Consider the following 23517-nt stretch of genomic DNA (forward strand, 5'->3'; position numbering starts at 1 on the left):
GCTCTCGACCCTATCCCTCGCGCTCGATAATTGGCCTCGCCCATGCTGGCGCCGCCGACACCTCCCGATCCCAACGATGCTCCCGATACGCCGCCACCAACTGATAGGGGCGTTCAGCGCTGGAGTTGTCGAACAGGAACAGCTCGTCGCACAAGGGGACGACTTTCTGAATATGACCAAGGGTGCGGGGAATGCGGGTACGAACCTTATCTTCGGGAACCGAATGGCCCCCTTCGCGGATGCGCTGGCTGATGCGGGCCAGGTTCAGTTCGGTGCCCGAAACATGGAAGGCAAACACTTTGATCATGTAGCCAAGGGCTTTTGCCCTGGCGATGAAGTCGATCTTCGAGGGATGGGAGAACACGGTTTCGTAGCAGAAGGACTGGCCACTGGCGAGCACCCGATCCCGTTCCCGCGCAGCGAGCAAGGCCGCCTGATAGCTGTTCGCCTCCGGATTGTCCGGGAAGAAACGGGCAGCGATCAGATCAGCATTGATCAGAGGGAGGCCGTGTTTGGCGAGAAACGATCGGTAGAAGGTGGACTTACCCGAGCCATTCCCACCAACCAGCACCCAGAGTTCAGGCGGCGTCGTCCTTTGCAACAAAGACTCCATTCTCAAAATAGCCAACGACTACGTGCCCATTGGGTTGCACCTGCTCCAGATAGCCGGGATGGCTGGCAGAAGCCTGGTAAACAGGGCCGGAAGCCGTCAGTTGCCGGGTCAGCGCACCTGATTCGCTAAGCTGTGCTACATCCGCCAGCACCGTATCGGTGGACGGTGGCTGAACGTCCTTGCGCTCCAGCTTCACCGTCAGCAAGCCCTGACTGAGGGCTACCAAATCTTCCTGGGACAGCGAATCAGCCACCATCTGCCCGATTTCCGCCCAATACTGGATTTGCTGCGGCGTGGACCGGCGCGCCACTTTGCCAACGGCTGCTGCATCCTGCAAAAGCTTCGGGTCGAGTCGGATGGGAGAGGACATGGCCGATACCTCGGTTTATGGGAACATCACCCAGTGTAGTAAATTGCATCAAATGTAGCAAAATGCAGCAACCAACTACCCCTTCTCATACTCCCTCACCAGCTCATTCAAGAAAAACAGCCCCGCGGAACTGAGGAACCAGCGGTTCGGGCCGGAACGGAACAGCAGGTTGCGCTTGTCCAGGTAGTCCAGGGCCTCTGGCAGCCCCTTCTCGAACCGCGCAGCCCTGAGAATGTCCTGGTACTCCTCATCACCGGCCATGACGTTGAAGTCCTGCTCGTTCAGGCCTGCGTCAGAGCGACCCAGATAATCCAGATCCCGGCCACTTCGGGCGAAGTAGCGGCCGATCAACAGCAGCACCACCTGTACACGGAAGGCGTTCTCATCGTGTTCCTCACCTTCCTCGTCGCTGCTTTCTTTGAGGAAGAAAAAATCGCCGGCTTCGTTAAACACCAACTCGCTTCCAAGGTGCTCGTAAAAGGTCCGGAAGTGCGATAAGTGGTTAAACAGCAAGTTGTAGAGCGGATTGGCCCTCAGCTCGGAACGATTCTTGTCCCACACATCTCTCACGATCACACGGCCCGCCTGGAACTCCCGGTAAATGGCGGCGCTTTGGGCCGGAAGGATCTGGTCGAAGTGGCTGTCGGGCCCGGTGTTTTGAACGGCTTCGTTGGTTTCCGTCACGTCAGAAAAATCAGGCATGGCGTTTCTCTTGTTCTAAATCCGAATGTTCAGCATCCCGGGTATCGTTTTCCAGGCGGCGTTTGCGATACACAAACTGTTCATTGCTCTCGGGCTGTTCCAAAGCTCTGAAGCGGTTGCTGGTCATCACCCGCATCCCCTCCGGTGGTGAATTGACCAGCCGGTTCAGGGCGGAGAGCAGATCCGGGAATCGATAGCCCGGAATAAATCCATCCAGGCGACCATGCAGTTCCCGAACCAGATCGTTGGTAGGCCGGAGATCCAGGGAGTCCAGCCACTGATAAAGCTGGTTGATGCGCTTCACATCGATACGGGCGTGGCGGCCACTGCCCTCCACTTCCTGCAATACCGGTGCTTCGGACTTGCGGCGAAGGTCGCTCAGGCGCAATTCCAGTTCGCTGAACATCAGCTGGTAGTAGCTGGACGAGTTGCCAAAAGCATAATTTTTGGGCCGCTGCTGGGCGCGCAGACCCACCAGAAATCCGGTGCTGTGGGCAAACTCTCCACCTTCCAGCCACTTGCGGCGCAGGCTGAGGGTTTCGGTTTCTCCTTTGAGTTCCCGTAGTTTGCCGTAGAAATGCTCCATGGCGTTGTACTGGGCCATGCCCCGGCGGGTTTTGCGAAGGAAATGTTCGACTTCCTGGGCCACCGCCTGAATGGGTTTGTACAGGGCGTTCAGGCTGATGGCCGAGCGGAACAGCTGATCTGCCAGCCCGTGGTCGTCGTGGCTTTCCAGCAGCCGCACCATGGCCTCCAGGGTTTCGAACAGGTTGCTGCCATCCGGCAGGCGTGTGTCCGGGTTCAGGAACACCAGAGTCGGTTTGATATGGCGTTCGTACAGGGTGACGATCTGCTCAAACAGGTTGTGCCGGAACTCCAGGTATTTCTCGGGTTCCCGGCTGGCATCGCCGGACAGGTCCGCCAGCTGGGCGCTGATGGTCTGCATGCGCAGCACATTCTGGCGCAACAGGCCGATAAGCTGACTAACCCGCTCGTTCAGGTCGTCCCGAAGTTCGGTGTAGTCCAGATCAGCATCACTGAAGCTGCTGACTTCCAGCCGATCCCGAACATCCCGCAGGGTCACCAGGTGGCCCCGCAGGCGGGCATCGGTCAGTTCCTGGTACAGCGACGCGTTACAGGCCCGCATCAGGTTGATCAGGGCGTCCTGGAACACCAGTCGGCGTTCGCCTTCGGCCTTGATGATGTCGATAATCAGGCCGCTGCGGAACAGGTTCTCGGTATTCATGGCCAGCCGCACCCGATCCCGGTCGGCCTTGCCGAGGCTTCGGGTGTAGTCCATCACCTCGGTAACCAGATCGCTTTCGAGGATGTACCGGGCCTCATTGCGGTCCATGCGTTCGATCAGCCGAAACAGCATCTTCGGGTGATCGAACAGCAGGCGCGTGGTGTCCAGCGTACTGAAGCGCTTACTCATCCACCGGCTCCAGCAGGCTGTTCTGAGTCTGGTCTGCCCAGTGGCTCAGGGGTTCGCCGCTGGTAAAGCCTTCCGCACCTCCCCAGAACACCAGGGTACGTTGCGGGCTGTAGGGACGACCAGTGCGCATCTGCCCCACTTCCAGGTGGCGACCGATCAGGTAAATCACTTCCGCACTGGCGCTGTGGGTGGCCGCAGAGAACAGATTGAAGCCCTGTTTGCCCAAACGCTCCAGCAGCGATGGCATCTGGCTGATATCCACGCTGGCCAGTTCGTCCAGGACCATGGGGAAGGACAGCTCCACGCCCGGGTACAGCACCCGCTTGAGCAGCCGGTACACCAGCTCCAGGTTAATCAGTGCGGTGGTGGAGGTGGACTGGCCTTTTTTGTCCAGGCTGGTGGCGCTGGCCTTGCGGGTGCGGTAGGAAATACCTGTGATCACCTTATCCATGGTCAGGCGTTTGCTGCCCCCCTGTTCGCCGAAGAAGTCCGCCACGAACACCCGCAGGCGATCGTAGAACGCGTCCGACTGAAGCTGGTTGCCATAGGGGTCAATATTGTTGGCTTCTTCCACCAGATTGCGGAATTTCGGGTCGGTGTGAATGTCCACCCGGATCTCGACGAGGTCGTTGATCTGAACGCCGTCCAGCTCCCGATTGAGCTGTGCCTCAAAACGGGCGATGTGTTCGTGGTTCGATTTCAGGGCCTGTCGGTAACTGGCTACGGTTTCGTTGTGGATGGCAATCTGCTCCTCCAGCACCCGCCAGCGCTCGGCCATGCCGGCAAACAGGTCCGACAGGCTTTTGAAGGATTCACGGATGACCGACGGCGCCGGGCTGTCTTTCTGCAGCTCGCCCTCGGCATCTTCGTGAACGCCCAGATACACGAACTGACGCAGGTGATCGAGGATGTTGCGACGATGCTCTTCCAGATCGTCCAACTGCTTTTGCACGTCGTCAAAGGCTGCGACGGACACCTGTTCGATCTCCAGTGGCTGATCCGATTCCACCGTTTTCAGGAACGGGAACCGGTGCTCCACCGTACCAACACTCCGGCTGAGGTTGGCCAGTTCCCGCTCCCGCTCTTCGATTCGGTCTTTCTCGGCCTTCGCCCGCGCCACCTTTTGCTGCACCGCATCCTGGGCGTCGTGCTCCAGCCGGGCCTTCTCTTCCAGTTTCGCCAGTTGCTCTTCGGCGGCTTCCTTTTCCTCAGTCGCGTCCCTCAGGGTCGTCGCAGCAGCGGGGTAACGGCTCAGAGTATCCAGGTCTTTTTCGATGGCGCGGATTTCTTTCTCCGTGCGCTCGATCAGCACCGGGCGGTCGTGCTCCTTATGGGCTGTGTCCGCCAGCTCGGAACGCTCCTTCTCCAGGCCATTCAGTTCACCTTCAATGTGCTGATACTGATCGGCAAAATTGGTCTGGCGGGCCGGCTGGCCGGGGTATTCCGCATCAAACCAGTCGAAGCCGCTATCCGTGGGCTTGAACAGGCGGGCAAAGGCTTCAATGGTGGCCTTGCTGTCGGCGTCCAGATCCTCACCGGGGCTGGCCAGCATCAGGCGCTGGTCCACCGCCCGCAGTGGTGCCGCCGTCGCTTCGTCCAGCTGGTTTTGCAGCTGCCACTGCTGTTTGCTTTCGCGTTCCTTCAACGAATCACGCTTTTGCACCAGCGCCTGTTTCTTGCGCTCAATCTGCTCCAGACGGATTTCCGCCTGCGCGGCACTCTTCAAGGCGGCGAGGTGCCCTTGCTTGCTTTCCAGCTCTTCCTTCTGGATTTCCTCGATTTCCTGCAGGGTCATCTCGCCGTATTGAGACACCAGCAGCTCGCCGTCTTTCTGGTAGCGCTCGGCTTGCTTGAGGCGACGATCGGCCGAACGGATCTCGCCCTTCAGTGCGGAGGCCTCACCTTCCAGTTGTTTCAGGCCCTGCAACACATGCCGGAGGATTTCATTCTGCTCGTTCCAGGCCTCCACAGCGGCTTTGCGTCGCTCGCCAATATCCTGCAGCGCGTTCGCCAGCCCATCCCGAAAGCTCGCGAAATCCTGCTGGCTGCCCAGTAGCGCCTGATAAGCGTCATAGTCCCGGCTGAGCTTGTCGAACCGTGCTCGCTCTTTTTCAATCCGGTTGAGCTGGTTTTGCTGCTGCTTGAGTTGCTCATGCCGGTTGAGGAAATCATCCACATTGAAATCGAAGGCATCGTCCACAAACTTTTTGTCCGCCTCGATGATGCTGGCCACCGCATTGGCCATGGCCTGATCGTCCGCTTTCATTTCAAACAACAGCAGGATCAACGTACGCAGGGATTGCACCCGGCGCTCGTCCGACTCGCCCAGGGGCAGCACTGAGTAGCGCACCGCATCGGCATGCATCAGATCGCTGCTGTAGAGCATGGATTTGAGCTTGGCCGGGTCGTTCACCAGCCGGGTGTCTTTCGAGAGTTTCTTCAACGCTTCAGAAAGCCGGCTGAACGACAGTTCCGGCACCGCCTGGCCAATGCCGTCGTCCGTATCGCCATTCCAGAACAAGGGGCGGATCTGGTCGTAGCTCACCGGCACGAAGGCCCTGCCATAGCTGAGCTGGCTGGCATTGTCCCGATACAGGATCTGGCAGTGAGTGCCCGCCGGGTTTTCCGCCTCCATGATCAGGAAGCTGAACTGACTGGGGAAGTAATGCTGGTAGCTTTCTTCGTTGGTATAGAAACTGCCCGCACTGGCGTTGCGAAACGCGAACTTCTTGCGGCTGTTCTTGAAGTTATTTTCCGGCAACAGGAACAGGCGTAAGGAATTCAGCAGGCTGGATTTGCCCAGGTTACCGGGCCCCAGGATCAACCCATGGTTGTCGACGGGAATCTCCACGTAACAAAAACCCGCGGAATCCACCAGCACCAGGCGCCGAATGCCAAATGAAAAGGTACTCAGACCCGCCTGTTGGTCAGTCATCCAGAATCATCTCCTGTTCCATAAACTTGCCAGTGGCCCGAAATGCCAGGGCCAGCGAAATAAAACCCAGATCTTCCGCCAAGGACAGTGCTTTTGTAAACCGCTGGGTGGTGTCCGGGGTTTTGCGGAGGCGCGGTAAGACAGTTACCGATGCAGAACCACTGAATCTTGCGCACCTGGCTTCTATGAGCCTTTTCGCTTCCGGGTGCCTGGCTGGGGACTTTCGACTGAAGATGCAGGATTGGGTTCTATTCTGATCTTCAAAGACGTCGGGCCTTCTTCACCCTTCGGGCCCGGGTCAGTTCATCCTTCACGTAAGCCCTGATGGCCTTGAGGATACCCAGGTCCGGATCAGCTTCTTGGTCATCCGCCAGCCGGAAAATCTGCTGGTAGTACCAGGCCTGGCCACCAAGCACGTTTATTATTTTAAGTGGCATCAGCGGACTGGCGGGCGAGAAAAAACCCCGCTGGGCAAGCTTGACGTGATCTTCATGGCAAACCGTCTTTTCGATTCGCGCATCAAGAAGATCCCTGGGCGTATCTGGATCCGTGCAGAGCGGCCGGCCAAGGCCAATCACGTCGGTTTCGCCGCTGGCAACCACCTCTTCCATAAACGAGCGCGTCCTGAATCCACCGGTCACCATCAGCGGGCAATCGCACACCTCACGAATTGTCTGGGCGTAATCCAGGAAGTAGGCCTCCCGCTTGCGAGTGCTTTCCCGCATGGCCGGCCCATCGCTCGCCGTGGCGGCATCACCGCTGTACCCGAGCAGACGCGGCTGCTCGTAGGTGCCGCCAGAAACCTCCAGAAGATCAATACCCTCCTCATTGAGCCAGCGAACCACGCTCACGCACTCATCGAGCGAAAAGCCGCCCTTACGGAAATCGTCGGAATTGAGCTTCACCGCCACCGGAAACTCCGGCCCCACAGCGGCGCGCGTCGCCCGCACTACCTCTAGCAAGAAACGGGCGCGATTCGCCAGCGACCCACCCCACCGATCGGTGCGCTGGTTGGTGACCGGCGACAGAAAAGACGACAACAAATACCCATGAGCCCCATGCACCTGAACGCCGGTGAAGCCCGCCTCTTTGGCGATCCGGGCCACATTGGCAAAGCGCTGGATAAAGTTGAGGATCTCCGGTTCCGTGAGTGCCCGTGGGCGGACATAGTTGCCCATCAGCGATAGCTGCACCGCCGAAGGCCCCATCGGGCGGGAGGTAACGTAACGCGGCGACTGCCGACCGGCGTGGGAGATCTGCATCCACAAATGGTTGCCATTGCGGGTACCTGCTTCGGCCCAGGCGCGCAACTGCGCCATACCCGCCGGCTCGCCTTCAGCCGGCGCAGGATCAATCGCCACGTTACCCGGCCGTTCCAGCACCCGGTGATCAATCATCACGTTGCCGGTAATCAAGAGCCCGGCCCCGCCATCGGACCAACAACCATAGAGGGTTTCATGGCGGTGAGTGGCGTGGAGCTGATCGTCTGCCAGCCCTTCGGTCATAGCGGCCTTGGCAAGACGGTTGGGCAGGACGGCACCACAGGGGAGTTTTAGTGGTTGGGCGAGGGGCGATTGGGGCATGGCATCATCCTGATGAGCTGGGTTCGTTGATTTTCAAATTATTTGCGAGCTGAGAGTTTTCTTCATTTAAAAGAGCAAGACGCTCAAGCATAAGGCCTTAATCCGCCGGATTAAGTCTGAAAATCACGCTCATTGGACTGCTCCCTTCATGGCTCTTATATTCGACAGGCCCAAAATAAGTGAAGGGTGCCGCTTTACCATTACGCAGCTTATTCTCGCGGACAAACAGATGCACTGAGAGTCCAAGCTTTTGGTGTTCAATCAGTTCTCGACCGCACTTGCTTTGAGGCGTTGTTGAGTTCTGACTCTGCCAATGAAGTGTTTGATCATCAATCCAATGATGGATTGGATCGAAGATCTCTTAAAATACTGAAATAATTAGCTTTTCTTGGTTAGGCGACGCCTTTGGAGGACTATTGTCGCACTGCTAAGACAGCACCTCTTCCTCACCAACCTTCGACAAAATCAGCGTGAGCGACCCAAAAGACTGAGCAAAGCGAGGGAAACGCTAGCGCACAATTACTGACTCATAGAGCGACAATACTCTGTCGACCGATCCGAACGTAAAAATAAGATAGACCAGACCGATCCAGCCCACGAAAAATAGACACTGGGTTATGTGCAAATGCATTTTTGGCGAGCATATCGTAGTATTCTCTCTCATTGCGTCAACAATGCAGAAATACTGCCCTTACGCTCGCACTTGTGTCTGGACTAGAAGGGCTTGCACCATTGTAATACCACGAATCAAGTGGTCGCCAATCTACTTTGCCTACATTTAAAGGCCAAGGGTCATACACCTTAACTTTATTGCGGTCAATTCCAGCAATAACAACAATGTGATTTCTCCCATTTACCCAAAGTGGTCCATAGGATCTCAGCCATAACCCGATAGCGTGTGGTGTTGGCGTCTGCGGAGGCACAGCTTTCAAACCTAACCGCTTAGCTAACTTCAGTATTTGCGGATTAATAATTCCATTGTTCGCTTCTCGAAGCTTTTTACTCTCAGCATCAAGCTCTGGCACCTTCATTAAGCTTTGTTGCCTGCTTTGACTTTCACGCCAATTCAACAACATTCTTGCTGAAGCATACCAACAGGCCATATCGAGACGCTGGGGCAATAGCCTCATACCAAAAACCTCATATTTTTCCGTTGACATGTCAACCCCATCTAGTTTTCATAAAGATATAATGTAACAAGTCGTTTAATATTCTCTGACCTGCTACCGCAGAATCATTCACTGATAGATTGTAGGCTAATTGGCGAGAGGAGAGGCCCGTTCAGCCCATAGTGAATTGGAAGGACTTTTTAGTGAATTTAAAACCTACCCCAGACATCTAACTACTCACTATCTATTTATGCTTGACCCTACTCCAGAATTTAGGCCCATCTAAAACTGAAAAATCCGGCATGATAGAGCCCTGAATAGGAGATCATGCCATGAAGCGATCCCGTTATACCGAAGAGCAGATAGCCTTTGCCCTGAAGCAGGCCGAGCTTGGTACCCGGACCCAGAGGTCTGTCGCAAGATGTGCGTCTCAGATGCCACGCTCTGCAGCTGGAGCAAGAAGTATGGAGGCCTGGGTCCGTCCGAGCTGAAACGGCTCCAACAGGTGGAAGAGGAAAATCATCGCCTCAAGAAGCTAGTGGCCGACTTGAGCCTGGACAAGGCCATGCTTCAGGACGAAGTGGCAAAAAAGCTCTGACACCGCCTCGTAAACGCCAACTGGTGCCTGACCTGCAAAAGCGATATAGGGTCAGCGAGCCCCCGGGCGTGTGCGGTCTTGTAGTTTTCCCGGGCATCGTGTCGATACCAATCGGTGGCGAGGGATTCATCAGCCTTGTCGATGAGGATCCGCGAGATTACGCTCACGCGGCTTCATTACGGCTACCGGCGCATGCATGTCCAACTCCAACGATAGGGCTGGCGTGATAACCACAAACGGGTTTACCGGCTGTATCGGAACTAGGGATTGTCGCTTCGCCTCAAGCGCCCCCGGCGCAACAAGGCTGCCAAGAACCGTCAGCCATTTCAGCAAGCCAGCCATCCCAATCACATTTGGGGGATGGACTTTGTCTCGGATGCGCTTTTTGATGGCCGCAGGCTGCGCCTGCTGACGATCATCGACCTATTTACCCGAGAGTGCCTTGGCATCGTTGTTGGACAGAGCCTGAAGGGCCACGATGTTCAGAAAGCCCTGACGACGATTGCACGGTTTCGAGGTAATTCTAAAGCTCTCAAGACCGACAACGGTTCGGAGTTTGCCGGAAAGGTCATGGACCGCTAGGCCTATGAGCGAAACATCGAAATCGACTTCTCGCGACCGGGCAAGCCTGCCGACAATGCGACGGTAGAATCCTTCAATGGAAGACTCCGGCAGGAGTGTCTGAACGAAAACTGGTTCTTGTCACTGGCCGACGCCCGGGAGACAATCGAAGCGTGGCGGACGTTCTATAACCAAGTCAGGCCCCATTTCGCATTGGAGTGGTCCACACCCTCTGACTACGCCAGGAAACATGCGGTTTCACGGCGAAAACAGCACCAACTAGAGTAGGATTTCTCCAACTCTGGATGGACCTAATACGGGGCCAAGGTCATAAATAAAGCCTGGGGGCAGGACAGTAGACCTATTACCGGTCTCTAGACAAATAAACCGCGGGCCTCCAGCTCGCGGAGTATTCCTGTCACCATTCGAGGGATTTTTCGCATAATCCCGCTAACCGCCCTTATCCGCGATAGCAATGCGTGGCCCAAAACTATCGTTGCCGACCGATAAACTGAGTTTGCAATTGCAACTCTGAGAGCTAGACTCAATCGAACGTAAAAAGGCACTGTCGTGTCTGTCCTACTAATCGAAGGGGTAGAATTACTTAGTTCAAACTTTTTCAATATTTGCGGGGGATGATTTGTAAAATCAGTTTTGGGACTTCAATTTGCCACGCTTCGGTGATGCATTGTCGAAACGATCAGCGTGGAAAGGTTTGCGCTATGGAACATCATCTTCGAATAGGCAATATTGAGATTGGCGGCAGGCCTACACGTTCTCGCTATCGAGACCTCCCTTGGTCGTTTAGGGCCTATCAAGATGCTGTTAGATACCAATTGAACTTCATCAGACAAAAACGCACAGGGCAAATTGTCCTTAACAGCGTCGATAGACGGCTACTCATTGTCCCACTCCAAAACCCAAGAGGTGTAAACGCCTTAGCCAAGGCGATGGGACGAAGTTTTATCGGTTTTGTTCCGAGTGAAAACCGTGCCGCTGAAAGAGACTCCGTGCGCACCGGTGAGTGGGTTAGCCCACCTTCGGGACAGGGCACCCCCGCGCAGCAGGCTCAGCAATTGCAAACAAGAAACTTGCATGGACTGGGAACCGGGCGCGGCAGTGATATGCTAATTGAATACACACCTGGCTTTTTTTCCCCCGGAAGCTCAACAGCCGGCCCAAACACATCATTCACACTCCCTAGAGAAGTTTTATTGCATGAATTGATCCATGCTGTTCGGGGCATGAGAGGTCTTTTAGACCCAAGGGTAATTTCGCTCTTCGACACTCGTGACGAATTCTACGCTGTTTTGGTTACAAACATATTTAGATCTGAAAGCGGGATAACACCACTCCGCCAAGGCCACAGTCTTCCTTTTCAGCCACTACTCAACCCCGTAGTCTTTTATAGCAAGCCCCAATATAAACTACTTATAATGGACTTGTGTCGCGAAATGCAATCCTTCACACGCTTGCTCGCAACTGTGAACTGCTCGTTTAACCCTATTAGGGACTACTATCGTCAGACCGGTATATTCCGGCAATGACATTGGCTCACTTTTCAAACACTTTGATTCCAATTTGGCTGTGAAAAGGCCATTGTCTTTCCACGAGCTCATGAAGGTCCAATGAAACCAACTTAGCCTGGACTTGGAGTAGCAAAGTTTTAGGCTTGTATGAGAGGAAAAGTTTGGTGAGACCAGTCATTCCAAGTTACACCGAGACGCGACAATTTGATTATTCAGATAGTTTTGCCTCGATAATGGGCAAACCGGACCTTGTTTTCAATCCAAACACTCGTCAACGCCTAAGGCACCCTGTAGATTGGACAAGAGGATTTGCCTCAGCTACGGAGCGCTATCTCCCGGAGCAGATCAATGCAAAAAATCGCTCCATCAGAAGTCGAATGATTCATTTCCTTCGGCAGTCCGGAATTGCAGCACGCATCGCCAACATGTCACGAAAATCCTTCGTTAACAGAAGAGAGTACCATGCAATCATTTTTTTCCCAGGCGAAATTGGTCCCGAGCATGTAGGTAGCCCAATGTCTTTCTACAGGGCGGAATACGTGCCAAACCAGCTTGGAGAGTTTCACACCCACCCATATTTGTCTGATGCAGTCCAACCGCCGTCAGGAACTGATACCGGATTCGACCAACGGGCACCATTAATCATTGTTTCCCACGGTCATCAAATTTGGGGCGTTTTCAAACCGCGACATTGTGCACTTCTTGGCCGAATTTCCGGCAATAGCTTTCGCACACTCGACCCACGAGATCCGATGTGCGGTGTCGCTTTCCATATAGCTTGACTTATATCGTTGTATGCATTCTTTGATTATTGAATGACTTCAGCCACATGTAACCCATACGAAACACCAGATTGCTGATCAGACTTCTATAGCCTTCAATGGTTTCGGTGGTAAGTTGGGCGGTTCATTTTTAGGTATACAGAGGAATCAATCATCGGCACTCTCTCCTCGGCATAATTGGAGACACGATCCGCTAGCAATCCTGTCTGCTGGCGATCTAGAGTCGTTTCGACCTTATTGGTCTGAGCAGTCAGCCAGTACTCAGCCTTGAACATTCCAAAAGACTATCTTAGTCCTTGGAGTCAACAGCAAAGGGCTCAGGGGTGACGCCAATCGCGTAATCATTGTCCCGAATGCGCCTGAAAAAGACCTAGACTTAGTCGAACACATCCTTGAACAAACTTTACGACCTTCCGCATTCGTAGTCATCGCTTTTCAATCATATGGCCCGACTCGAATATTAAGCCTCTGAACCTTTAGCATGGCTTCCATTCTATTTTTGACGCCTAGTTTTTGATAAATCATCGCAAGATGGGATTTCACTGTATTTTCGGTTAAAAACATCTTTTCTGCGATTTGCTTGTTTGAGAGCCCTGACCTCAGGTGGGTCAGAACGATTTTTTGTTTTTTTGTAAGGGCCGCCTCCAGAGGTTGCTGGCGCCTTGCAAGCTTGTTGAGCTGCTGTTGAGTCTGCTGCTCGATAAAAGGCTTCCCTGCAAGAACCGTCTTTAGCGCAGTTATAACCTTGTCAGCGCTAAATGATTTGGAAATAAAACCCAAAGCGCCTTCGTTCAGGGCCGACTGAATGTGAGGGATGTTTTCACTAGCTGAAACGATGACCACGGGTGTCATCACGCCCTCCGCCGTTAGTTGCTTGAGCAAATCAACGCCGTCGTCGGCACCAATGTGCATGTCCAGAAGAATCAGATCGTAGCGATCAATAACGGGTAGGTGTTTCTGCACACCCTGAACACTTTCTTCACAATAGACATGAACTCCTTCATCCAATGCTTTCAGAACGTGCCTAAGCCCATCGAGAAACAGAGCATGATCATCAATGATGAGGATTTCCATGAATTGAGTTCCTGTGTAGAAGCTCTGAGGGTCCCCACGAGGGACCCAGCAACTCTACACCGCAGTGATTGATGCAGGGTGTGATGCCCGTTTTCAAAACACAACTCGGGAATTGGCTCAATACTAAAATTCTTTTTTTCATCCGGTTTAGCTGCAATCAGCTAACCTCTACTAACATTAATACTGTGATTGCTACGCTTCTCTAAAAAATAATCGTTTATATGGTAAGTCTCAGCAAGGTATCGAAAGGAATTTCGAAACCGACTGTGGTGACCGAATCAATGGAGCCCCCCTCCATGTCACCGGTTTCTTCGCTCATCCTGTGGCGCCCGCGGCTAGGCACTGCAGCGCTATTCCTTACGCTTCAGTTTACGTTGCCCTTTCTGATCTCTTGGCAGGGATTCGTGGGAACAAGTTCCCTGATCGCGGTGCTGGCTGCCGGTACTTATTATTTGGCAGCAATAAATATCAGTAAGCTTCGGGCCCAGCTTGGGGCCACCTTTAAAGATCTACAAAAGCAAACACGAGAGATAGCCAGCCTTAAAAAAGAGCTAAACAAGTCAGAAAAGGAGTCGATCGAGCGCTCTCGCCTGTTTGCCGCGGCTAGCCATGATCTACGGCAACCCCTGCAGTCCATCGGGTTGTTGTTATTTAGCCTAGAGAATCGGCTTGAAGACAACGAAATCAAAGAGCTGATCAGAGATCTAGAACGCTCCCACCAATCGATGAGTGACCTTTTCAGCTCAATCTTGGAAATATCCAAAATAGATTCCAATTCCCTAGAGGTCAACCGAGGGCCTCTGCCACTTGACGATATCGTATCCGCCCTGGAAATCGAGATGCTCCCTATCGCCCAGCAGCAAGGTCTTAGTCTTTCCATGGAGCGCAGCAAGCGAGTGGTGTATTCAGATGAGCTACTTTTGACCCGCATACTGCGAAACCTGCTCCACAACAGCATCATTCATACCGATGAGGGGACTGTGTCACTCAGCTATATCACCGCCCCTCAATCTCTATCCGTCGTCATTTCAGATACCGGCCCGGGCATTCCCAAACCAGAACTCAACAAGGTGTTCTCAGAGTTTTATCAGTTGCGCAGGCACAACCACAGTAAAGGCGGCGCCGGACTGGGGCTATCCATCGTCAGCCGTCTTTGTGGGCTTCTCGGTCACGACCTGTCCATCAAATCCACGGTAGGGAAAGGAACCTCCATCTCTATCCGGGTCGCCCTTGCCAAAGACCCCAGCGCAGCCACCTCATCCTTTATACCCATGCTGCTCGGTGACGAGCTCAGTGGCCTCCATGTTCTTGTTGTGGAAGATGACAAGAACGCCCTCAACACCATTTCAAATGTACTTCGCTCATGGGGGTGCTTTGTTTATCAGGCCCGAACACCGGAGGCGGCCCTTAGCCTGGCCGCCCGCCACAACAATCTTTCATTTGTACTAGTTGATTATCACCTTAGTTCGTCCATCAGCGGCATCAAACTATTTAATAGGATCAAAGAGCCTCGCCTCCGTGATCTTCAGGGGCTACTAGTCACCGGCGACAAGAGCACAGTTGTTCTAAAGGAGGCTCAGTTGGCTGGGCTTCAAGTGCTGCCCAAACCACTGCAACCGGCAAAATTGCGCAATGCCATTCGTCGCTCCTTGGCAATAAGAAGCCCGCATTCAGCGACTCGATCAGGACAAGGTGTCAACGAGCCATGAACGTCACGATTGAAGGAATTACCCATATAGGAAAGGTCAGGGAAGATAATCAGGATGCCATTTTCTACTTTACGCATCCCGACCTCCCTCTAGCTTATCTCGCAGTGGCTGACGGAATGGGAGGATACACGGGGGGGGCAAAAGCCAGTTCACTTGCAATTGAAAGCATCAAAGACACACTCGAAAAACTCACCTTACAGTTGCCGCATTTTCATGGGGACCAAAGGGCTTCCGAATATCTCGACCAAGCCGTCACTCGCGCAATTACCGACGCTAATGAGGTCATCCTGAGTGAAAAGCGCCATTGCGGCGAACAATTCGCCTCAATGGGAACAACCCTGACCGTTGGCCTATTCTGGGAAGATACTTTGGTCTGCGGACATGTCGGTGATTCCAGACTCTACATCTATAGGGATCACCAACTGAACCAGGTCACAAACGACCATACCCTCGTTCAGGAACTAGTAAGAAGCGGGAAACTTAAAGCCGACGACGCCCACAAATCAGCTGTTAAGGATGCCTTGACACAGGCGTTGGGCGTATCAACGGAGATAGAGCCCGAGGTGAATTTCTGCCGGTGTCATGCCAGCGATATTATCTTGGTATGCAGCGATGGACTTACCAAACATTTGTCCGATACAGAAATTTGCCAGGAGCTCGCTCGTGAGCTCCCCATCAAACGCTCGTGCCATCGACTGATTGAAGAAACGTTGAACAGAGGAGCTCGGGACAATGTCTCTATTTTAATGGCCCATGCGACCTGATGTCATGAAGACTCACTCTTTGATAGGCAATTAAAATCGGCCCAGAGCTTAGTGGTGGGCTTTAAAAGCTTTTTTAACGCCCTGAACGGGTCAATTGGATTTATTGACCCCGGATCATCTGGGATAAAGCGACTTCGAAGGCAAATCATGTATGGACGTGTCACTAATCATACAACGAGCTCCCCAGCAATCTGGTCTTGAAGGTCAGTGCTTTGTGCTAAAAGCCGGAAAAACGGTGCTTGGCCGCGGACGGTCATGTGATGTCATCCTCATTGATGCCGACAGAATTATTTCATCCCAGCACCTCATCATTGAGGTTCGAGAGAGCCATGTCTACGTAACAGATCTGAGCACGAATGGTACGTATCTAAACTCACCGGAGAAGGCATTAACCAAAAATAAGCCAGAGCTTTTGCAGGCCAACGATTCGCTCTATCTCGGTGGTTACCGGATAGGAGTTCAGATTAAAGAAGTCGACATTTCGAATGAACCATTGCTTGGAGGTAGCTTTATCGATTCGATAAGCAAGGATCTGCAGGAATCCGCTCCACTTGGCATCGATCAGTCGTCAGATCTCGATCCACTGGATAAGTTTCTCGAACCTCACTCCCCAACCGAAGACCGGTTCACATCCTCTGTATCCGAGCGCCCTGAATCGAAGAATAACCCTCTAGACAACATTTCCATGGATAACAAACCTGCGGACCCATTGGATATTCTGGATGGAACGACATCCGACGGTTTTATCCTAGAAGAAGTCGCTCCGAGAGACGATGACTGGTGGAAAACCGATTCGCCCCCCATATCTTCAAGACCAGAGGACCCGCTCCGACATTCATTTTCCCCGCCAAAGGCCGACATCGAACCAGTGTCAAGTGCGGATGTGCCGCCCACCGCGGGCAAAGAATCCGACCCTTTACAAACAGATTCGCCATCCAGAACACCGGGGCTTGCTAGTAGTTTGGGAGTACCAGAAAGAACCCACTCAGAGCTCGAAGCGGAACTGGTCGCAACGATTAAAATCGCGGCGAATCGATTAATACGAATTCTTCAAGCAAGAAGCAGCCTGAAGAACGAAATGCGTGTAGAACGCACCGTCTTGGGCTCACGAGAAAACAACCCCCTGAAATTTTCCGCTAATGCGGACGACGCCCTGAAGCTGATGTTCAGTACGGCGACCCACGGTTTTTCTGACGGTCCCACATCCTTCGATGAAGCCATACAGGATCTTGAGGATCACCAGTTAGCAACGCTGATGGGGATAAAGGCCGCCTACACATTCATGCTTCAACACTTTAATCCAGAGAAAATCGCCGCCCAGGCAGAGTCAATGGGGAAAGCGGGCAGCAGGGGTATCGGTGGCAAAGGGAGACTTTGGGATTTTTACTGTGCGCATTACCGAAACCTGATGGAAGACACCGAGGCAACATACAACAGGCTGTTTGGGGACATCTTGTCCAAGGAATACGACACACACATACGCTCCGAAAAACAAAAGCGCGATCGATCACCCTCTTTACAAAATTCTTTCACCGTCGGTAAACCAGGGAAATAGTTATGGGCAAAATTATTAGCAACTTCAGCCTCTTTCTGTCACTAGGCTTTCTCCTTTCTGCCTGCCAGGCGAGCCATGAAAAGCCATTGTTAGAGACGACTGCTGAACTTGAGTTTGTTGTAGCTAGTTATGTAAACCCCGATGCCGATAATCGTACCTCGCCCCTAAATATCACTCTTCTTCGCCTGAGAGACGACCGACAGTTCGAACAAGAGGACTTCATTGATGTTTACCTTGACCCGGCGAAGCATCTGAGCGGAGACCTCATCGGTAAACAATCCCTGCAGGAACTTTTACCCGGAGAGAGCCGCGTAGAACACCTTGAACTCGCGGAGGATGTCCGATATTTGGGCGTAGTAGCCGCCTTCTCGGACTACAAGCATGCCGAAAGCAAACTCGTTCTTACCGTTGAGCCTAACCAGACCAACCACTACAAAATAACAATTGAGGGCCGGAGCATGAGTGCCATTAAGAACTAACACCTCTGACGAAAGGAATCACGGCGCATGTCAATAAAAAATAAGGTGCTTTGGTCAGAAGGTATGTTTCTTCAGGCGCAGCACTTCCAGCAGCAGGATCGTTTTTTTCTAGGGCAGATACAGGCGCTTTCAGCCATGTGTCTGCCTCATGCTTGGGGCTTTTCAGAGTTGGAATTCGACGCGGAGCTACTGCGGGTTGGAAAACTTTCAATCAAGAAAGCCTCCGGCACTTTCTCAGATGGTACTGTTTTCTCTATGCCCGATGTCGACTCCCTGCCCGACACTCTGGATATCGGCGACATGGATACAGGAGAAACCCAATTGGTGCTATGCCTTCCCGTACAGCGCGACGGCACCACTGAAGTAGCCAATGAGTCGGAACCGTACCTACGCTATCAGAAAATCCTTTCCACACTTCGCGACTCAGCCTCCAATAAAGGGCAAGAGGCAGACATCGAAATTGTAAAACTTAACTGCCAGTTGCGACCTATGTCAGAAGATCTAAGCGGTTTCTCGGTATTACCGGTCGCAAAAGTAAAGCGAATTTCATCGGATTCCCCCATCGAGCTTAGTTCGACTTTTTTACCACCCCTCTTGCATTGTGGTGCCAGCAGTCACCTTATGTCGAATATCGAGGAAATAGTGGGCCTAATAAAGTACCGAGCCGATGCGCTCGCAGGACGACTACTCAGTAACGACCGGGGTAACTCGTCCGCCGTCCAGGATTTCATGTATCTACAGCTTCTAAATCGAATTGGGCCTTTACTTGAACACTTTTCCCACTCCCATTACACACACCCGTATACGGTTTTCCTCTCTTTAATCCAATCCATTGGCGAGTTGGCTTCCTTCTCGGAAGCGAGGCTCCGACCGCCACCAATGCCCCCTTACCGTCAGGATGCACTTTCCACTGTATTCGAACAGACTTTTGCCCTTTTTCGGCAATATCTGAGTGTCGTGCCGGAACAGACCGCGATGATGCTGCACTTGACCGAGAGGAAATACGGTATCTACGTGGCACCGCTGGAGGACCGCTCACAACTTGATACATGCATCTTTGTTCTCTCCGTGAAAGGTAAGGTGGATAGGCAGCAGCTGAAACGCTCTCTGCCTTCTCTTACCCGTATCGCGCCGGTGGAAAAGATCAGGGATATAATTAGCTCACGTACTTCTGGGATAAATATTTGGCCTACGGAATCAGAACCGCGACAAATCCCCTATTCGGCCGGAGCGGTCTATTTCGAGCTGGACAGGAAGGGCGAGTTCTGGGGGCTAATGAAAAAATCAGGCGGTTTCGCCGTCCATATCGACATGGATATACCGGAGCTCCAAATGGAATTGTGGGCAATAAGGACTGAATAACATGAGCGATGATGACAAAACGGTTTTCGTTTCCAGAACCCCGTCCCCCCCAGAAAACCAGCGGCCTGCTAGCGGGTTTGTGGAGACGGCCGCCGATACGGGATCACTCTCCTATTTCGGAAGACATTCCTACGAGAACAGGCTGCTGTACGAGGCGCAGAAAACCATAGCAGTCATCCAGTCCATACGAATGATGGCTCACTTCAATGATGTCAAAGGCTTCCACAGGAAACTCATTGAGGAAATCAGGCAACTGGACGAAACCTACCGATCCAGCGGTCAATCCGAAGAAGTAGCGCTAATCACGCGCTACATGCTGTGCGCCGCCCTCGATGAGGCTGCCGTCAATACGCCATGGGGTGATGAAGCTGGCTGGAGTGGTCATTCTTTACTTCAGGTCTTCCACAAGGAAAGCTTTGGCGGTGAAAAGTTTTTCGCTATTGTGGAAAAACTCTTACGCAAACCCGCCGAGTATATCGACCTAATTGAGTTGGCCTACATACTGATTTCCTTGGGCTTTGAAGGAAAATATAAAGCTGCCCGGAACGGCGGTGCAGAGCTTGATCAAATCAAAACAAATCTGTTTAAGACCATTGAGCACTACCGAAACATTGACTCAGCAGACCTGTCAGACCTGCCTGCTCGCTCGGAAGAACGAAATAGACAAATAATGCACCTTGTTCCCGCCTGGATCATTGTCGCTTTTTTCCTTACCACCCTGCTGCTGCTCTACGCTTGGTTCCAGTATTCGCTGAATAAGCAGGCTGAAGAGACATCTTCTTATATCGATCTTATTACCAACGAAGTCAAATCCGCCCCGGGAAAATAGCATTCGGTGCAGGGAGGCAGCTCAATCCGGAGCATCTATAAATGAAGAAAGTCATTGTTTTTTTTAAGAAAAGATATGTGATTGAGGTCATCGGCCTCTTCCTCCTATCCATCGCCATCTGGTTCGGTTTCTCCTATATCAGCTTTGGCGCAGACAAAACTACACTGCCCCCCACAGCAAAACTGCTGATCATCGTTGTTGTTTGGCTACTCTGGCTGTTGAAAGTGCTCTTCACCATGTTGAAGGAAAGTCACAGGAGCAATGGATTTACTCGAGAACTCCAGCGTAGTTCCGGCACTGCCAAGGATTCAGACCAGCCGCAAAACAGTGAATCGCGGGACGAAGTCAAACAGCTGAAGTCCCGTTTCAATGAGGCCATTGGTCGATTGGCCAAATCCAGATTCGGAGCCAGTCGCAAAAAGCTTTACGAACTACCTTGGTACATCATGGTGGGTCCTCCCGGTGCCGGAAAAACCACGGCCATCCTCAATTCAGGTCTAACCTTCCCACTAAAGGACCCTGCCGGCGGTTCCATTGCAGGTACGGGCGGAACTCGGCATTGCGACTGGTGGTTTACGGATGAAGCGGTACTAATCGATACGGCAGGACGCTTTACGACCCAAGACAGCAACAGGCGGATCGATAGCACCGCCTGGTTCGGATTTCTGGATTTGCTTAAGAAATATCGGAAACGTCGTCCCATCAACGGCGTCATTGTTTCCGTTAGTGCCCAAGATCTGCTGCTGAAATCAGGCTCACAGCAAGCGGAACTGGCTGAAACCATACGTTGCAGACTGGATGAACTGAATAACCGACTATCGATTCAGGTTCCAATTTATCTCGTCATCACGAAACTTGACCTGCTGAAAGGTTTTATTCCTTTTTTCAGCGACATGACCCTCAAGGACAGGGAACAACCGTGGGGAGCCCACCTAGACCAACAAAGTGACGTAGAAACTCTCAAAAAGAGACTGGGAGATCTGACCAACCGCCTGAGCCGCAGGTCATTTTCACGCTTACTGACGGAAAACGATTTACAAAAACGCAGCGCTATCCAGAACTTCCCCATGCAGTTCGAAGAACTCGCCGCTGCCACATGCGAATTCTTCAGTGCGGCCTTTACCTCGGACCGGTACCGCTCCACGCCGCAGATTCGCGGCGTCTACTTTACCAGTGCGACACAGGAAGGTTCTCCAATCGACCGGATGATGGCCGTTGTCCATAAGCACTTTAATTTAGGGCGTGCCGCCTCTACCAATCAGTCGGCTACCGGAAAAAGTTTCTTTGTGCACGATCTATTTCGACGGGTCATATTTCCTGAGGCCAATCTGGGGGGCGTAAACAAATCGCATGAAAGATCGCTAATCTGGTCGCGACGCATAGCCATCGGGAGCGCGGCGCTGATCACTTCCATCGTCGCAGCGGGATGGTCTTCCAGTATCCTGAACAATAAAACGTTAATGAGCGACGTGAAGAGCGAAGTCGAACAGTTCCAGCAACTTAGTTTTTCAGCCAAAGGAACCTCCCCTGATCTCGACAAGCTTGCATCGATTCTGCAACGAACCGAAAGAGCGAGTCTAGTCTACGACGCGGAGGAGTCTCCTTGGCTTACCAATTGGGGGATATTTAACAAGCGGGTAGACGAATCAGCGGACCGCCTTCACCGAACCACTCTTGAACATTTCCTAGCCCCTGAAATTATACGGCGCTTAGAAGGTTCACTTGAACATAAACTAACGCATGAAGAGCCCCTTGGCATGTTCTCCGAACTGAAGATCTATTTGATGCTTGAACGACCGGATAAGCGAGTATCCCCTCAAATGATCTCCCACTTGGCGAAGCTCTGGCGCCAGCAGTTCCCCGATTTGACGGACTCGCGAACACACTTAGAGACATACACCGGACAGCTTCTAGGCTCGAATCAACTGGCAATGAACACCAACGAGAAGCTTGTTTCCTCGGCAAGGGCTGCGATTATGAAGCAGCCGCCCCATGAAATGGTTTACGAGTTATTCTTGCAGGATCTTAACCAGAACCCAGATCTGCTTCTGAGCGAAAATGTCAGCAAATCAACCCTCAATGCCTTTGGGCTCACAGCGGATGATGAGCGGTCAAAAATTCCCTATCGATTCACCCGTAAGGCGTGGTCCGATGCGGACTTTTCAGAAAAATCCGATTTATTGAAACACTACCGAAACAACCTCTGGGTTCTGGGACCTGAGAGCAGTGGAGAAGCATTGGAGAGTGAGGTCGCAGAAATTGCGAAGAAGGTAAGAGCCAACTACCTTGCCGATTATGAGTCGTTCTGGGAAGAGCGTATCAAACAGTGGAATCTCACCCCCCAATCCACACTGTCCAAGCTCGATATGGAGTTCAAGCTCTATGCCAATCCAGACAAATCCCCCATACTAGAAATGTCCGGACTCATCGCGTCACAAACAAAGCTCACAAAAAAACTACCGACCGAGGCGATTGAGAGCGAAAAGCTCAAGGGCGCGGTAGACTTACTGGCCACTAAGATCAACGCTCCGACCAATGTCGATCTGGCCTTTAAAGACATTCACGAGTGGCTTGGAACGCCTGATGAATCGGATACCAAAAGCAGCAAGACAATCGATCGGCTGAAGGCCGCCAGCGAGTACATCTCTACCATCACTGTATCATCAAGCGCCGACGAGGCTGCATTTAACGCTGTCAAACGCCGGTTCTTGCAACCCCAACAAGATGCTCTGCAGGGTATTCGCATACAGGCCCATGACAGCCCCCCACCCATAAAAAAATGGCTTGAGACAGCAGCATCTCGTCTTTGGCAGTCATTAATCAATAACGCGTATCAATTTGCCAATTCACGCCTTCATGAGAATGTGTGTGACTTCTTCGAGGAAAAATTGGCCAACAAATTCCCCATGGCAAACGTAACCAGTGAGGTGAGAACGGACGATTTCAACACGTTTTTCGCACCCGGAGGAATTGAAGCTAGCTATGCAGAAAGCTATGTCAGCCCGTTTATCGACATCTGGAATGAAAAAGCAAAAATTATCGACGGACGCCGATTTCCAATCAGCAGCACAACCGTTTCAATGGCACAAAGAGCGAGCTTTATCCGCGAGTCTCTCTATCACTACGGTGAAAACGCCGGGCTCCGCCTAGAACTCTACCCGCTCAAACTGGATCGAAGCGTGAGCTCTTTCGGTTATTTCATTGATGGACAGCCAGAGGTTCAATATCGGCACGGCCCGAAACTGCCCACAGATGTTGAATGGACCAGTGGCTCGGGTCAGAACGTGCGTCTCGAATTCATCGATATCAATCGAAAGCGCCGTGACAGGGAATATACAGGGCCATGGGCAGGACTGCGAAGTCTGTATGACAATAGCCCCCGAGCGCTGAAAGCCGAGAACGAAATGCAGGTTTCGTTCAACGTTGATGGAAGGGAAGCGAAGTACCGTGTTCGCGCCGACTATAATATTGACGCGATAAGATACAACTCACTCTATAAATACGAATGTCCCAAATCACTATAGTGGA

At 52.4% G+C, this 23517-nt stretch carries 17 protein-coding genes and 1 pseudogene; 9 read left to right on the plus strand and 9 right to left on the minus strand.

The window, feature by feature from the left end; all coding sequences use genetic code 11:
* Positions 1-10: 10 nt before the first annotated feature.
* The 8 genes from QVZ43_RS00385 to QVZ43_RS00420 form a co-directional block, all read right to left on the minus strand.
* The gene (locus tag QVZ43_RS00385) at positions 11-601 is read right to left on the minus strand and encodes an ATPase (RefSeq protein ID WP_302908431.1); all 591 of its coding nucleotides are present in this window, start codon (positions 599-601) and stop codon (positions 11-13) included.
* Positions 579-983, minus strand: a complete 405-nt coding sequence (locus tag QVZ43_RS00390; RefSeq protein ID WP_223793811.1) for a ParD-like family protein — start codon at positions 981-983, stop codon at positions 579-581. Before QVZ43_RS00390 ends, QVZ43_RS00385 begins: the two co-directional genes overlap by 23 nt.
* 75 nt (positions 984-1058) lie before the next feature.
* Positions 1059-1685 (minus strand): condensin complex protein MksE, encoded by a 627-nt coding sequence (locus QVZ43_RS00395; RefSeq protein WP_302908432.1) that lies wholly within the window; start codon positions 1683-1685, stop codon positions 1059-1061.
* Positions 1678-3120, minus strand: coding sequence for a hypothetical protein (locus tag QVZ43_RS00400; protein WP_302908433.1), 1443 nt, complete (start codon positions 3118-3120; stop codon positions 1678-1680). Before QVZ43_RS00400 ends, QVZ43_RS00395 begins: the two co-directional genes overlap by 8 nt.
* Entirely contained in the window at positions 3113-6055 is a 2943-nt protein-coding gene (locus QVZ43_RS00405; protein WP_302908434.1) for a hypothetical protein, read from the minus strand. Before QVZ43_RS00405 ends, QVZ43_RS00400 begins: the two co-directional genes overlap by 8 nt.
* Before the next feature lie 260 nt (positions 6056-6315).
* Positions 6316-7638: an NADH:flavin oxidoreductase/NADH oxidase family protein gene (locus tag QVZ43_RS00410; RefSeq protein ID WP_302908435.1), complete on the minus strand. Its 1323-nt coding sequence runs from the start codon at positions 7636-7638 to the stop codon at positions 6316-6318.
* Positions 7639-7735: 97 nt separating this feature from the next.
* Positions 7736-7996, minus strand: a complete 261-nt coding sequence (locus QVZ43_RS00415) for a DUF3427 domain-containing protein (RefSeq protein WP_338140888.1) — start codon at positions 7994-7996, stop codon at positions 7736-7738.
* 310 nt (positions 7997-8306) lie between these two features.
* Positions 8307-8798 carry a papain-like cysteine protease family protein gene (locus tag QVZ43_RS00420; protein WP_302908436.1) on the minus strand — a complete coding sequence of 164 codons (492 nt, stop codon included), beginning with the start codon at positions 8796-8798 and terminating at the stop codon, positions 8307-8309.
* Positions 8799-9079: 281 nt separating this feature from the next.
* Here QVZ43_RS00420 and QVZ43_RS00425 point away from each other — a divergent pair.
* Together QVZ43_RS00425 and QVZ43_RS00430 are read left to right on the plus strand one after the other, a co-directional pair.
* Positions 9080-10194 (plus strand): annotated as a pseudogene (locus QVZ43_RS00425) (IS3 family transposase).
* 1405 nt (positions 10195-11599) lie between these two features.
* The gene (locus QVZ43_RS00430) at positions 11600-12217 is read left to right on the plus strand and encodes a hypothetical protein (RefSeq protein ID WP_302908437.1); all 618 of its coding nucleotides are present in this window, start codon (positions 11600-11602) and stop codon (positions 12215-12217) included.
* Between the two features lie 435 nt (positions 12218-12652).
* Here QVZ43_RS00430 and QVZ43_RS00435 read toward each other — a convergent pair whose 3' ends face one another.
* Positions 12653-13291 carry a response regulator transcription factor gene (locus tag QVZ43_RS00435; protein WP_302908438.1) on the minus strand — a complete coding sequence of 213 codons (639 nt, stop codon included), beginning with the start codon at positions 13289-13291 and terminating at the stop codon, positions 12653-12655.
* A 296-nt stretch (positions 13292-13587) separates the two neighbouring features.
* Here QVZ43_RS00435 and QVZ43_RS00440 point away from each other — a divergent pair, with 296 nt between their 5' ends.
* The 7 genes from QVZ43_RS00440 to tssM all read left to right on the plus strand — a co-directional run bounded on the left by QVZ43_RS00440 (position 13588) and on the right by tssM (position 23513).
* Positions 13588-15000, plus strand: a complete 1413-nt coding sequence (locus QVZ43_RS00440) for a hybrid sensor histidine kinase/response regulator (RefSeq protein ID WP_302908439.1) — start codon at positions 13588-13590, stop codon at positions 14998-15000.
* On the plus strand, positions 14997-15764 hold the full coding sequence (locus QVZ43_RS00445) for a PP2C family protein-serine/threonine phosphatase (RefSeq protein WP_302908440.1): 768 nt from the start codon (positions 14997-14999) through the stop codon (positions 15762-15764). Before QVZ43_RS00440 ends, QVZ43_RS00445 begins: the two co-directional genes overlap by 4 nt.
* Before the next feature lie 151 nt (positions 15765-15915).
* Positions 15916-17319, plus strand: coding sequence for a type VI secretion system-associated FHA domain protein TagH (gene tagH / locus QVZ43_RS00450; protein WP_302908441.1), 1404 nt, complete (start codon positions 15916-15918; stop codon positions 17317-17319).
* 2 nt (positions 17320-17321) lie between these two features.
* A complete protein-coding gene (gene tssJ / locus QVZ43_RS00455) occupies positions 17322-17798 on the plus strand; it encodes a type VI secretion system lipoprotein TssJ (RefSeq protein ID WP_302908442.1) in 477 nt (158 codons plus the stop codon).
* A 27-nt stretch (positions 17799-17825) separates the two neighbouring features.
* Positions 17826-19160 (plus strand): type VI secretion system baseplate subunit TssK, encoded by a 1335-nt coding sequence (gene tssK / locus QVZ43_RS00460; protein ID WP_302908443.1) that lies wholly within the window; start codon positions 17826-17828, stop codon positions 19158-19160.
* A gap of 1 nt (position 19161) precedes the next feature.
* Positions 19162-19989: a type IVB secretion system protein IcmH/DotU gene (icmH, locus tag QVZ43_RS00465; RefSeq protein WP_302908444.1), complete on the plus strand. Its 828-nt coding sequence runs from the start codon at positions 19162-19164 to the stop codon at positions 19987-19989.
* A 41-nt stretch (positions 19990-20030) separates the two neighbouring features.
* A complete protein-coding gene (gene tssM, locus QVZ43_RS00470) occupies positions 20031-23513 on the plus strand; it encodes a type VI secretion system membrane subunit TssM (RefSeq protein WP_302908445.1) in 3483 nt (1160 codons plus the stop codon).
* Positions 23514-23517 lie beyond the last annotated feature (4 nt).

It is taken from the genome of Marinobacter suaedae (assembly GCF_030519635.1).
GTDB lineage: Bacteria > Pseudomonadota > Gammaproteobacteria > Pseudomonadales > Oleiphilaceae > Marinobacter > Marinobacter suaedae.

Bases quoted from the DNA above. Each gene is read 5' to 3' on its own strand.
- QVZ43_RS00390 (WP_223793811.1), bottom strand. From the start codon at position 983: ATGTCCTCTCCCATCCGACTCGACCCGAAGCTTTTGCAGGATGCAGCA.
- QVZ43_RS00395 (WP_302908432.1), bottom strand. From the start codon at position 1,685: ATGCCTGATTTTTCTGACGTGACGGAAACCAACGAAGCCGTTCAAAAC.
- QVZ43_RS00400 (WP_302908433.1), bottom strand. From the start codon at position 3,120: ATGAGTAAGCGCTTCAGTACGCTGGACACCACGCGCCTGCTGTTCGAT.
- QVZ43_RS00405 (WP_302908434.1), bottom strand. From the start codon at position 6,055: ATGACTGACCAACAGGCGGGTCTGAGTACCTTTTCATTTGGCATTCGG.
- QVZ43_RS00410 (WP_302908435.1), bottom strand. From the start codon at position 7,638: ATGCCCCAATCGCCCCTCGCCCAACCACTAAAACTCCCCTGTGGTGCC.
- QVZ43_RS00420 (WP_302908436.1), bottom strand. From the start codon at position 8,798: ATGTCAACGGAAAAATATGAGGTTTTTGGTATGAGGCTATTGCCCCAG.
- QVZ43_RS00435 (WP_302908438.1), bottom strand. From the start codon at position 13,291: ATGGAAATCCTCATCATTGATGATCATGCTCTGTTTCTCGATGGGCTT.
- QVZ43_RS00440 (WP_302908439.1), top strand. From the start codon at position 13,588: ATGTCACCGGTTTCTTCGCTCATCCTGTGGCGCCCGCGGCTAGGCACT.
- QVZ43_RS00445 (WP_302908440.1), top strand. From the start codon at position 14,997: ATGAACGTCACGATTGAAGGAATTACCCATATAGGAAAGGTCAGGGAA.
- tagH (WP_302908441.1), top strand. From the start codon at position 15,916: ATGGACGTGTCACTAATCATACAACGAGCTCCCCAGCAATCTGGTCTT.
- tssJ (WP_302908442.1), top strand. From the start codon at position 17,322: ATGGGCAAAATTATTAGCAACTTCAGCCTCTTTCTGTCACTAGGCTTT.
- tssK (WP_302908443.1), top strand. From the start codon at position 17,826: ATGTCAATAAAAAATAAGGTGCTTTGGTCAGAAGGTATGTTTCTTCAG.
- icmH (WP_302908444.1), top strand. From the start codon at position 19,162: ATGAGCGATGATGACAAAACGGTTTTCGTTTCCAGAACCCCGTCCCCC.
- tssM (WP_302908445.1), top strand. From the start codon at position 20,031: ATGAAGAAAGTCATTGTTTTTTTTAAGAAAAGATATGTGATTGAGGTC.